This window comes from Streptomyces sp. NPDC036813 (assembly GCF_055609245.1).
Genome location: NZ_JBVJPV010000005.1, coordinates 85,354 through 96,748 on the forward strand (window position 1 = coordinate 85,354; position 11,395 = coordinate 96,748).

Sequence of the window (11,395 nt, forward strand, 5' to 3'; positions counted from 1 at the left end):
ACGACCGCCACCGATACGCACTTCCTACGCCCTGGCCCCGGGATCATGCGACCACTGCCGATGCGCTGCCGATGCGCCGGGCCGCGCTCATGCGACCGCCGCGAATCCGCCGCCCTCGCGACCGGGCGCCGCGCCGGTGCTGCACGGGCGGTACCGCGACCCGCCCCGCCCCACGCGAGCCGCACCTACACGTCCCCCTCGAGTCCGCCGGGCGGCCCCGCTCGCCCGACGGGGCGCTGCCTCTGACACCCCGGGCCCAGGCTCATGCGGCCACTGCCGACGCGCTGCGCCGCGCTGCTCCGACCGCCGCGATGCGCGGCCCTGGCGCCCTGGCACCGCGCCGACATCACGCGGCCACGCGGCTGGGCGGCGGTGCCGCGGGCCGCCTCACCGGCGCGGGGCGCATACGTCGCCGTCGAGTCCGCCGTCCCGCGCCCGCACGGCCCCGCTCGCCCCAGGGGCCGCTGCCACGGTGTGACGCCCCTCGCCTCACGCGGCGCGGCAGTGTAGACATGGGCACATGGTCCGACTTCTGGGTCGATCCGGGACCCGCTCGCCCCGGCGTCCCGGCAGCCGGCGTGAACCGCACGGCCATGACGGCGTGCCTCGCACGGGCGGTGCGCGTCTGCGGCGGACGGCCGCGACGCCCGCGCCCGCCGCGCGGCACCAGGGGCCCGGCCGTACGCGCCGCGAGCCGGCGGCGGGCCTGCGCGCCCGGCTCGGCGGCCGCAGCCTGGCCGGGCAGGTGTTCTTCCTCAACGTCGTCATCGTGCTGCTGCTCGTCGTCGCCGCCGTGGTCGCGCTGCTGCTGCAGGTCCGCAACGACACCACGCAGGAGGCTCGCAACCGCTCCCTCGCGGTCGCCGAGACCTTCGCGAACGCCCCCGGCACACGGGAAGCGCTCGGCACCCCCAACCCCACGGCGGTACTGCAGCCGCGCGCCGAGGCGGCCCGCGTCGCCGCCGGCGTGGACTTCATCGTCGTCACCGACACCCACGGCATCCGCTACACCCACCCCAAGCCGGACCGCATCGGCAAGAAGTTCGTCGGGACCATCGCCCCCGCCCTCGCCGGGGGCACCGTGGTGGAAGAGGTCAACGGCACGATCGGCCGGCTGGTGCAGGCCGTGGTGCCGGTGAAGGCGCCCGACGGGAAGGTGGTCGGGCTGGTGTCGGCGGGCATCACGACCGCCCACGTGGGCGGCGCGGCCGACCGCCAGCTGCCGCTGGTGCTGGCCGCCGCGGCCACGGGCCTCGCGCTGGCCACCGGCGGCACGGCCCTGGTGAGCCGGCGGCTGCTGCGCCAGACGCACGGCCTCGGCCCGCGCGAGATGACCCGCATGTACGAGCACCACGACGCGGTGCTGCACTCGGTGCGCGAGGGCGTGCTCATCGTCGGCGGCGAGGGCGACCTGCTGCTCGCCAACGACGAGGCGCACCGCCTGCTGGGCCTCCCGGCCGACGCCGAGCGCCGGCACGTGCTGGACCTGGGCCTGGACGGGGACACCGCCGAACTGCTGGCCTCGGGGCGCGTCGCGACCGACGAGGTGCACCTGGTCGGCGACCGGCTGCTGGCGATCAACCAGCGGCCCACCGACCTGGAGGGCGGCCCGCCCGGCAGCGTGGCCACCCTGCGCGACTCGACCGAGCTGCGGGCCCTGCTGGGCCGGGCGGAGGCGGCCCGCGAGCGCCTCGACCTGCTGTACGCGGCCGGGGTGGGCATCGGCACCAGCCTGGACGTGACCGGCACGGCGAAAGAGCTCGCCGAGCTGGCCGTGCCGCGGTTCGCCGACTTCGTCACCGTGGACCTCTTCGACGCCGTCCTGTCCGGGGAGGAGCCGGAGCCGGGCGGCGCGCTGCGCCGGACGGCGGTCAGCGGGATCCGTGCGGACACGCCGCTGTTTCCGCTGGGCCACCAGCTGCGGTTCGTGGACTCCTCGCCGCACGGGGTGAGCCTGCGGACGGGCCGGGCGGTCAGCGAGCCGAGCCTGGCGGGGGCGGCGGGCTGGCAGGCGCAGGACCGGGAGCGTTCGGCGCTGGTCGTGGAGTACGGCATCCACTCGCTGATCACCGTGCCGGTGCGGGCGGGCGGCCGGGTGCTGGGCGTGGTGACCTTCTGGCGCGCCGAGCGGCCCGAGCCCTTCGACGAGGAGGAGTTGGCGCTGGCGGAGGAGCTGGTCACGCGGGCGGCGGTGGCCATCGACAACGCGCGCCGCTACACCCGCGAGCACGGTCTCGCGGTGACGCTGCAGCGCAGCCTGCTGCCGCGCACTCTGCCGGCGCAGAACGCCCTGGACATCGCCTACCGGTATCTGCCGGCCCAGGCCGGGGTGGGCGGCGACTGGTTCGACGTACTGCCGCTGTCGGGTGCCCGGGTGGCACTGGTCGTGGGTGACGTGGTCGGGCACGGGCTGCACGCGGCGGCGACGATGGGCCGGCTGCGTACCGCGGTGCACAACTTCTCCTCGCTGGACCTGGCACCGGACGAGCTGCTGACGCTGCTGGACGAGCTGGTGGGGCGGATCGACCAGGACGAGGCGGCGGACGGCAGCGCGGCCCCCGTGACGGGCGCGACCTGTCTGTACGCGGTGTACGACCCGGCGGCGCGGCGCTGCACCGTGGCGCGGGCCGGCCATCCGCCGCCGGCGGTGATCCGCCCGGACGGCAGCGTGGTGTTCGCCGAGGTGCCTGCCGGTCCCCCGCTGGGGCTCGGCGGCCTGCCGTTCGAGGCGGTGGAGCTGGACATGGCGCAGGGCAGCCGGCTCGTGCTGTACACCGACGGGCTGGTGGAGGACCGGGAGCGGGACATCGACACCGGTCTGGAGCTGCTGCGCGGGGCGCTGGCCGGGGCCGGTACGTCGCCGGAGGACACCTGCCGGGCGGTCCTGGACGCGCTGCTGCCGGCCCGGCAGGCCGACGACATCGCGCTGCTCGTGGCGCGCACCCGGGCGCTCGGCCCCGACCAGGTCGCCGAGCGGGAGGTGCCGATGGAGCCGTCGGCGGTCAAGGAGGTGCGCGCGTTCGTCACCCGGCAGCTGGCGGAGTGGGGCCTTGAGGAGCTGGAGTTCACCACGGAGCTGATCCTCAGCGAGCTGGTCACCAACGCGATCCGGTACGGCAGCGCCCCGGTGCGGGTGCGGCTGCTGCGCGACCGCAGCCTGATCTGCGAGGTCTTCGACGGCAGCAACACCTCGCCGCACCTGCGCTACGCGGCCCTGTCCGACGAGGGCGGGCGCGGTCTGTTCCTGGTGGCGCAGCTGACGGAGCGCTGGGGGACGCGCTACACCCAGCACGGGAAGATCATCTGGGCGGAGCAGCCGCTGCCGTGACCCATCAAGCAGACCTTTGACTTCCCATAAGGCTCACTTATGAGGTCATAGAGCGGACCCGCGTACCGACTTAGGCTTGCCTTAGTTTAGGCTTCCCGTCGACGATCATTCGCCGCTCGAAGGGAAACCCGTCATGCCTCGCCCCCTGCGGGTCGCCATCGTCGGTTCCGGCCCCGCCGGGATCTACGCCGCCGACGCGCTCCTCAAGTCCGAGGTGGCCGCCGAGCCCGGCGTGTCCATCGACATCTTCGAGCGCATGCCGGCGCCGTTCGGCCTGATCCGCTACGGCGTCGCCCCCGACCACCCGCGGATCAAGGGCATCATCACGGCCCTGCACCAGGTGCTGGACAAGCCGCAGATCCGCCTCTTCGGCAACGTCGACTACCCGACCGACATCTCCCTGGACGACCTGCGCGCCTTCTACGACGGGGTGATCTTCGCGACCGGCGCCACGGCCGACCGCGCGCTGCCGATCCCGGGCATCGACCTCGACGGCTCCTACGGCGCCGCCGACTTCGTCTCCTGGTACGACGGCCACCCGGATGTGCCGCGCACCTGGCCGCTGGAGGCCGAGAAGGTCGCGGTCCTCGGCGTGGGCAACGTGGCCCTCGACGTGGCGCGCATCCTCGCCAAGACGGCGGACGAACTGCTCCCCACGGAGATACCGGCGAACGTCTACGACGGCCTGAAGGCCAACAAGGCCGTCGAGATCCACGTGTTCGGCCGCCGTGGCCCGGCACAGGCGAAGTTCAGCCCGATGGAGCTGCGGGAGTTGGACCACTCGCCGAACATCGAGGTCATCGTCGACCCCGAGGACATCGACTACGACGAAGGCTCGATCGCCACCCGGCGCGGCAACAAGCAGGCCGACATGGTCGCCAAGACCCTGGAGAACTGGGCGATCCGCGACACCGGCGACCGCCCGCACAAGTTGTTCCTGCACTTCTTCGAGTCGCCCACCGAGATCCTCGGTGAGGACGGCAAGGTGGCCGGCCTGCGCACCGAGCGCACCGAGCTGGACGGCACCGGCAACGTGCGCGGCACGGGCAAGTTCACCGACTGGGACGTGACGGCGGTCTACCGCGCGGTGGGTTACCTCTCCGACAAACTCCCCAAGCTGCCCTGGGACCTGGACAGCGGCACGGTGCCCGACGAGGGCGGCCGGGTCATCGAGGAGGGCGGCACCCACCTTCAGTCGGTGTACGTCACCGGCTGGATCCGGCGCGGCCCGATCGGCCTCATCGGCCACACCAAGGGCGACGCCAACGAGACGGTGGCCAACCTGCTGGACGACCACGCGAACGGCCGCCTGCACACGCCGGCCTCGCCCGCCCCGGAGGCGGTCGACGCCTTCCTCGCCGAGCGGAACGTCCGCTTCACCACCTGGGACGGCTGGTACGCCCTGGACGCCGCCGAGAAGGCACTGGGCGAGCCCCAGGGCCGCGAACGCGTGAAGATCGTGGAGCGCGAGGAGATGCTCAAGGCGAGCGGCGCGTAAGCACACGGCTGGGCCGGTGCGGGGCCCTCGCGGCCCCGCATCCGGCTGCCGGGGCCCCGGCACCCGGCTGCACGAGGCCCGGCGCGTCGTCGTCGCCGGAGCCGGCGGTGGCTTCGACGTGTACCCGCGGCTGCCGCCGGCGCGCGCCCTGCGCTCCGGGCATGGACGTCCAGCCGGCCGGCCTCGCCTTCGTGGACCTGTACGGACTGCCGCGCGGGGCCTGGGGCCCACCCGCCCTCGCGGCACCGGACCGCGAGGGCGGCCGGCTCGGCGCGTTCTCCCTGCCCCGCGACAGCGCCGAGGGCGCCGCTCACCTGGACGCGGTGGCCCGTGCGCAGGCGTGCCCACCGGACCACGCGAGCGTCGTCAACGGCTCCGCTGCCGGGGCAGTACGCGGCGACTTCGGCAATGTGCGCTTCACTGCGCGTACGCAGGGCAGCGGGCTGTTCGTGAACCCGCTGATGGCGATCCACCTCTGCGGCAGCCCCGCCACTACCCCCACTGACGGGTCACCGCCCGCCCTCGCGGGCCCTGAGGCACCGTCCGCCGACCACCGCCGGCGCCGCGGTGAGCAGCAGCACCGCGCCCGTCTGTACGAGCAGTCCGGCGAGCAGCGCGCCGGGGAGGGGCACGGCGAGCCACGGGTACAGGGCCGCGACACGCGCCACGAAGACCAGCAGGCCGAGCGCGGTGAGGGCGGCGGCCGTACCCGCGTCGCCAACTCCTCGCCGACGGCCGCGCCACAGGAGCCAGCCGAGGACACCGACGACGAAACAGCTGCTCGGCGCCCACACCGTGTCGACCGTGCCCGGCATCAGGACCAGCGAGGCGCCGGCCACCACGCAGCAGGCGAGATAGGCCAGGCCGGGCGTTCCGGCGGGCAGGGCGGCCCGGGGCGCGTCACGGTGATGGGCCGCGCACACGGCGAGCGCGGTCAGCCAGGCGAGCAGCGCGGCGGCCGTGGCGTAGGCCGGGTCCGGCGGGAAGGCGTCGGAGACCAGCGGCGCCAGCGGCGGCCACAGCGTGGGCAGCGCGGCGAGCAGCGCCGTGGCACGGGCGAGCCGCCTGCGGTCGTGCAGCAGGGCGAAGTATCCGGCTGTCCACAGCAACGGCAGGATCCATTGGGCTAGCGCCGCCACGGTGCCGACCGTACCGCCCGGGCCGGTGAAACCGGACAGGAACATGCGCCACTGCGCGGGACCGTGCGTCGCCGCCCAGACCACCTCCAGGACGCGGTCCACGACTGCCCCGGCCGCCTGGAGCAGGACGGCGAAGAGCGCGAACTGGCGCAGGGCGGCGCCCAGCAGCGCGTAACGGCGGGGCGCGCCCGAGGCGCCGAGCCGGGTGCGCAGCGCGAGTCCGGCGATGCTCGCCGCCTCGCCCAGTGTCGGCCGGGACTGGTCCTGGGTGTCCCGGTCGACGTCCCACAGGTAGACGTCGACCATCTCCTCCTCGCGCTCGGCGCGGTAGTAGGCGGGGAGCAGACGCAGAACGGCGCGGTAACGCTTCTCGAGGAGTGTCGTCATGCCAGGCCTCCGGCGAGTCCGGGTCCCGCGGCGGGCGGGACGGCGGGGCGGTCGGCGGGGCGCGCGGGCGCGCGGCGGCCCTCGGCGATGCGCCGCTTGGCCGCGTTCGCGCCGGCGGCCATGCGCTCGGCCTCGGCGTCCAGGGCGTTCAGCCCGTCGTCGGTGAGGCGGTAGTAGCGCCGCAGCCGTCCTTGCTGCACCTCTTCGCGGTCCAGGACGATCAGCCCGTCCGCGGTGAGCCGGTCGAGCACGCCGTACAGCGTGCCGACCCGCAACTGGACGTCGCCGCCGGACAGTTCCTCTATCTCACGCAGGATGCCGTACCCGTGCCGGGGCTGGTCGGCCAGCGCCGTCAGCACGAGGAACGCCGCCTGCGTCATGGACTTCGTTGCCATGCGTACAGAATATATCGGCACCCGATATATTCCGCAGCGCGAAGCACAGCCCCGGGGCGCGGCGTCTGGCTCCAACGGCGGTTCGGCGCGCACGGGGGGCAAACGGGCGGTGGGGCGCGGTGGGGAGGTCCGGGGCGGCCACACCGTGATCCGCGTGTACGCGCTGGAGTGAGCCGGGTCGCGGCTCCCGCGTGGGAGGCGGATGGCGCGGGCCGAGCGTGGGCATGCTGTGAGCGAGGCCACTTCCGGGGGATCGGTGGATCTTCCTCGGTGCCCGCCCGCCTGATCGGCTCCCACGAAGGACAACCGCTCTTGTCTCTGACGATTCCTGACGCTCCCTCGGCGCGCCGCCCGGGTCGTTCCTGGACGATCCGGGTGGTCGGTCACCGCGACCGCAGCGCCTCGGTCACCTGCTCCTCGGCGTGCGTGATGCCGGCCCGCTCCCGCGACCTCACGGCGCTGCGCCGGTTCGCCGAGGCGCATGCCCTCGCGCACGCCCGGGCCGCGGCCGTGCGCTCCGACGCCGCCTGCTGGTGTCGCCATCACGGGTGCGCCCCGCACGAGGGCACCCGGGTCTCCTGCGGAGGCACCGTGGTGCTGGTGCTGCGCCACGATCCCGCGGTGGGGCAGGTGTGGACACTGAGCGAGGTGTGTTCCGCGTGCGCGCCCCTGATGAACCACGCGCGCGTGGTGGCCCGGGCCGCGGCCCGGCCGACCCCGCCCACCCCCCGGCCCGCGACCACCGGACACCATCCGACCACCGGACACCATCCGACCACCGGGCGCCCTCCGACCACCGAGGGTCGTCCGGCCGCAGGGAGTCATCCGACCACCGGGAGTCATCTGACCACCGCGAGTCGTCCCGCCGCCGGTGAGCCGTCCTCGCCGCGTTCCGGTCCGGTGGTGGCGCCGTTCGTCCCGGGCGGCTTCAGCGCGCCCCCGATCGACGGCGTACCCGCACCGAGGGAACCACGGCGGCGTGGCCGGCGCCGAGGCCGTCCGGAGCGGGAGGGCAGCGGCGGTTCCTGACCCGTCAGCACCGGATGAGGGCCTGCTCCGGCAGGCCCTGCAGTGTGCGCTGCTGTTCCGGACCCAGACCGGCCAACCGTGAGTCCTGTTCGAGCAGTTCCAGGAGCCGGACGCGCGGCTCGTACCCCTGTTCGGTGAGCACCAGGTGCCGGGCGCGGCGGTCGGTCGGGGGGGTGGCGCTCGACGAGGCCCTGCTTCTCGAGGAGATCGAGGCGGTGGCCTTCACCCACCTGCGCCCCGACCACACCGGCTGGGCCCTGCATCCGGCACCGGGTGCCGACCGGCCCCCGTTCGACACGGCCGTACATCTGGTCTCCGCGACGGGGTGGGCGGCGCACGGCCCGGTCCTGACGCCCAAGGCCGGGGTGCGCACACCGGCCGACGGCGAGGAGGTCTTCCCCGGCGTGCGGCTGCGGGTCAGCGGGTCACACCGCCGGGCACGCCGAATACGTGATCAACGGGTGCGGGCGCCGGCTGATCGCCTTCGACGACGCCCTTCACTCCCCCCTCCAGGACGACCACCCCGAGTGGTCCGCCGCCGTCGACCACGACCCCGCGCTCGCCGCCCGCCGCCGGCGCAGGCTCGTCACCGAGCTCGCCGAGCCCGGCACGATCGGCTTCGGCGTCCATTTCGCCGACGTGGTCTTCGGAGTCGTACGACCGGACGGCGCCGGTCCGTCCTGGCAGCCCCTGGATGACTGAGCGATACGGGACGCCGCGCGGCCCGTGGACGACTGAGCGATACGGGACGCCGGGCGGCCGAAACGGACAGGACCCGTCCCGATGCGGATGGTGGACGGGCCCTGTCCGCCCGGACGATTGTGCTGGGCCGCGCCCCGCCGGAACCACGGGTGTGCACCGCCCGCCGTGGTGCGCGGCGCACACACCGTGTGCGCGGCGCGCGTCCCGTGTGCGCGGCGGCCCGACGAGCGTGTGCGCAGTGCGCCTCCCGATTGCGCTGCGGCCGTCGAGGGCGCACGAGGCGACATGCGGCCGTACGCCCCGGGTACCCGGGCGGCATGAACGACCGCAAGACACCTGATCCGCGTGAGGCCGCCCAGGCGGCGGAGACCGCCGACGAGCAGCGGGCCGCGTCGCGGCCCTTCAGCTATCCCCACGACGAACGGCGCGCCGGCGTCCGCGCCACCCGGCACATCAGCCGCGAACAGGCCGACGCCGAGAGCGTCCCCGGAGTACCCGGCGGCTACGGCACAACGGGCGGCGGGCAGCCGAACGCCCGTGGCGCCGACGCCCGGCCGCGCCGGGACGAAGCCGACGAGGGGGCCGGTGTGACGGACGTCGTCGCGGGGCTTGAACCCCATCCCGACCGCAAGGAGTGACACCGGCGGCCGGCCGTCACGAGGGAGGTGCCCTCACCCCCGTGTGATCCACACGGTTCGCGGCGACGATACTGGCAGTGCACGTCGTCCCCGCCCTCACGAACGGACCCATGCCGACCTCGCCGACGGACCGCCCTGATCCCTCCACGACACCCCCGACGCTTTGGCCGGCCCGCGGCCGCTTCCTGGGGTCCGCAGCCGCCGGTGTGCTGCGCAGACACCTGCAGCGGCTGAAGGACGACGGAGCCGTCCAGGACTTCCTGGAACTGCCCGAGGACGAGTCTCCCGCCGGACGGCGCGTCTTCGAGGCGCGCTGGCAGGTGGCGGAGGCGGTGACCGTCCGGGCGCGGCTGACCGTCGTCATGGGCGCCGGGCACGGTCAGGAGTGGCTGCTGGTCGCGGAGGCCGAGCGGCCGTGGGACCTGCGCTGGCCGTCGCCGGCCGGCCTGTTCTGGCCGGGTGAACCGGACGGCGGATGGGCGCACGAGTCGGCGACGGGGCTGCGTTTCCTCCAGGTCAACGCGCTGCCGGAGGACGACAAGGCGCTGCGGCGGGTCCTGAAGGACGCGCTGCGCGACCGCTGGACCCTCCATGTCGTCGTCCACGAGGCGATGACGCCCGACGAGCGCGGCCGCGGCCCGCTCACCCGTTTCCTGCCCCCGGGCCTGCACCACCGCGTCGTGGAGCACCGGGCCGCCCCGCACCAGCTCCGCGCGCTCAACTACGCGCTGCGTGACGCCGGGGTCGAGGTACCGCGCGGCGGCGCAGCGGTCCTGCCCGGCGCCCCGGTCCCGGACGGCTGGAGCGCTGCGGACTTCTCGGTGCGCAGTGTGTTCCTGGACGGCTCCGAGCCGGTGGAGCTGGTCGACGCGGTGACCCGGTTCGCCGCCTTGCCGCGGCCGCTGCCGGACGGTGCCGCGGAACAGCTGGGCGCGCTGCGGGAGGAGTGGCACCTGTACACGCTCGAGGAGGAGCTGGAGCGCCAGCGCGCGCTGGTCGCCATGTACGCCGAGGCGCTGGAGGCGATGACGCGCTCCCGTGACCTGTACCGGGAGGCCGCCGAGCGTGCGCACGAGGCGCTGGCCGCCTACCGGGAGGCCGCCGCGGCGACCGCCGGTGACCCGCCGGCGCCGGCCCGGCCCGTCGGCGGTGCGCTCCAGCAGCTGACCCGGACTTTCGAGCGCTTGAAGATCTCCGGCCGCTCCCTGCGGCCCACCGCTTCCCGCGAGCCCGTCGCCACCCACGAGCCCGTCGCCACCCACGAGACGGCCGCCGCCAAGGAGACCGCCGCCGAAGGGGCCGGCTCCATAGGAGAACCCGCCGCCGTAGCCGGGGCCCCGTCCGTGGGTGAACCCGCGCCCCCGGCAGGAGCCACCTCCTCGGACGAGCCCACGACCCCCGACGGAGCCACGTCGTCCGGTAAACGCACCGCCCACGACGGGGCCACATCTTCCCGTAAACCAGCGGCCCCCCACGGGATCACCCCTTCGAGTGAATCCGCCGCCGAGGCGATCCCCTCGTCACGCGAACCCACGACGCCCGGCAAGGCCACCTCCTCCGGGTGACGGCGCCGCCGTCGGCGGGTCCGGTCAGGACAGCAGCGGCAGCCGTTCCGCGTCGGAGCCCAGCGCGCGCCGCTCCTCCTGGGTGAGGGGCACACGGCCGGTCGCGGCACGCGCGTAGTGCTCGTCGCTCCAGTCCACGGGCACGGGCCGGCCCAGCAGCCCGTCCAGGGTGGCCCGTACCGCGGCGAGGCCCTCCGCAGCCGGTCGCGCGGCCCCCGGCAAGGACACGGTGAGGTCGAGGTGGTGCACGGTGGCCTCGACGGCGAGCGTGGTCAGCAGGTCGCCCACGGTCAGGACGTGCCCCTGGGTGCGCACGGCGCGGGTCGGGTCGGCCGCAGCGCCGGCGATGACCGTGGCGGCCGCGGTCTCCAGGTACAGCTCGCGCAGCTGGCCGAAGTCGAGGAACATGCTCGCGCTCACCCGTGCCCAGCGCCGCCCGTGCGCCGCGCCGACCGGATCCGGCGCCCAGGCGTGCCAGTAGGTCACGGCGTCCCGGTCCGGCGGTGCGCTCGTCGGGGTGTGCAGGGCGACGAGCGCGCGCTGGGCGTCGGAGAGGCAGTGGAAGACCAGGTCGCGCGTGGCCCAGCCGGTGCAGCCCGTGGGCAACCACGACGCGTCGTCGCCGAGCGTCGCGACGACCGCGGCGAAGGCCCCGTAAGCGGCGCGCAGAGCGGCGACGGGGTCGGTGCCGTCCCGGTGATCAGCTGTCATGCG

At 74.8% G+C, this 11,395-nt stretch carries 9 protein-coding genes and 1 pseudogene; 6 read left to right on the forward strand and 4 right to left on the reverse strand.

What is annotated here, in order from left to right:
- The first annotated feature begins 520 nt into the window (after window positions 1-520).
- Together ACZ67Q_RS12865 and ACZ67Q_RS12870 are read left to right on the forward strand one after the other, a co-directional pair.
- The gene (locus tag ACZ67Q_RS12865; RefSeq protein WP_471180324.1) at window positions 521-3,328 is read left to right on the forward strand and encodes a SpoIIE family protein phosphatase; all 2,808 of its coding nucleotides are present in this window, start codon (window positions 521-523) and stop codon (window positions 3,326-3,328) included.
- Between the two features lie 133 nt (window positions 3,329-3,461).
- Complete coding sequence (locus tag ACZ67Q_RS12870) at window positions 3,462-4,826, forward strand: FAD-dependent oxidoreductase (RefSeq protein WP_471180326.1); 1,365 nt, start codon at window positions 3,462-3,464, stop codon at window positions 4,824-4,826.
- 509 nt (window positions 4,827-5,335) lie between these two features.
- Here the strand turns inward: ACZ67Q_RS12870 and ACZ67Q_RS12875 are convergent.
- Window positions 5,336-6,352 (reverse strand): hypothetical protein, encoded by a 1,017-nt coding sequence (locus ACZ67Q_RS12875; protein WP_471180329.1) that lies wholly within the window; start codon window positions 6,350-6,352, stop codon window positions 5,336-5,338.
- Complete coding sequence (locus ACZ67Q_RS12880) at window positions 6,349-6,732, reverse strand: PadR family transcriptional regulator (protein ID WP_471181073.1); 384 nt, start codon at window positions 6,730-6,732, stop codon at window positions 6,349-6,351. Before ACZ67Q_RS12880 ends, ACZ67Q_RS12875 begins: the two co-directional genes overlap by 4 nt.
- A 327-nt stretch (window positions 6,733-7,059) precedes the next feature.
- On the opposite strand from ACZ67Q_RS12880, the gene ACZ67Q_RS12885 reads away from it, so the two are divergent.
- Window positions 7,060-7,776 (forward strand): hypothetical protein, encoded by a 717-nt coding sequence (locus ACZ67Q_RS12885; protein WP_471180331.1) that lies wholly within the window; start codon window positions 7,060-7,062, stop codon window positions 7,774-7,776.
- A 4-nt stretch (window positions 7,777-7,780) separates the two neighbouring features.
- On the opposite strand, the gene ACZ67Q_RS12890 is transcribed toward ACZ67Q_RS12885, so the two are convergent.
- Window positions 7,781-8,002, reverse strand: coding sequence for a hypothetical protein (locus ACZ67Q_RS12890; RefSeq protein ID WP_471180334.1), 222 nt, complete (start codon window positions 8,000-8,002; stop codon window positions 7,781-7,783).
- Between the two features lie 224 nt (window positions 8,003-8,226).
- On the opposite strand from ACZ67Q_RS12890, the gene ACZ67Q_RS12895 reads away from it, so the two are divergent.
- The 3 genes and pseudogenes from ACZ67Q_RS12895 to ACZ67Q_RS12905 form a co-directional block, all read left to right on the forward strand.
- A complete protein-coding gene (locus ACZ67Q_RS12895) occupies window positions 8,227-8,478 on the forward strand; it encodes a hypothetical protein (RefSeq protein WP_471180336.1) in 252 nt (83 codons plus the stop codon).
- Between the two features lie 317 nt (window positions 8,479-8,795).
- A complete protein-coding gene (locus tag ACZ67Q_RS12900) occupies window positions 8,796-9,116 on the forward strand; it encodes a hypothetical protein (protein WP_471180338.1) in 321 nt (106 codons plus the stop codon).
- A gap of 110 nt (window positions 9,117-9,226) precedes the next feature.
- A pseudogene (locus ACZ67Q_RS12905) lies at window positions 9,227-10,363 on the forward strand (hypothetical protein); the annotation flags it as partial.
- A gap of 342 nt (window positions 10,364-10,705) precedes the next feature.
- Here the strand turns inward: ACZ67Q_RS12905 and ACZ67Q_RS12910 are convergent.
- Window positions 10,706-11,392, reverse strand: coding sequence for a maleylpyruvate isomerase N-terminal domain-containing protein (locus ACZ67Q_RS12910; protein ID WP_471180339.1), 687 nt, complete (start codon window positions 11,390-11,392; stop codon window positions 10,706-10,708).
- Window positions 11,393-11,395: the final 3 nt, after the last annotated feature.

Excerpts from the sequence above, each read along its gene's own strand:
- ACZ67Q_RS12870 (WP_471180326.1), top strand. The coding sequence starts at position 3,462 with ATGCCTCGCCCCCTGCGGGTCGCCATCGTCGGTTCCGGCCCCGCCGGG.
- ACZ67Q_RS12900 (WP_471180338.1), top strand. The coding sequence starts at position 8,796 with ATGAACGACCGCAAGACACCTGATCCGCGTGAGGCCGCCCAGGCGGCG.
- ACZ67Q_RS12910 (WP_471180339.1), bottom strand. The coding sequence starts at position 11,392 with ATGACAGCTGATCACCGGGACGGCACCGACCCCGTCGCCGCTCTGCGC.
- ACZ67Q_RS12865 (WP_471180324.1), top strand. The coding sequence starts at position 521 with ATGGTCCGACTTCTGGGTCGATCCGGGACCCGCTCGCCCCGGCGTCCC.
- ACZ67Q_RS12875 (WP_471180329.1), bottom strand. The coding sequence starts at position 6,352 with ATGACGACACTCCTCGAGAAGCGTTACCGCGCCGTTCTGCGTCTGCTC.
- ACZ67Q_RS12880 (WP_471181073.1), bottom strand. The coding sequence starts at position 6,732 with ATGACGCAGGCGGCGTTCCTCGTGCTGACGGCGCTGGCCGACCAGCCC.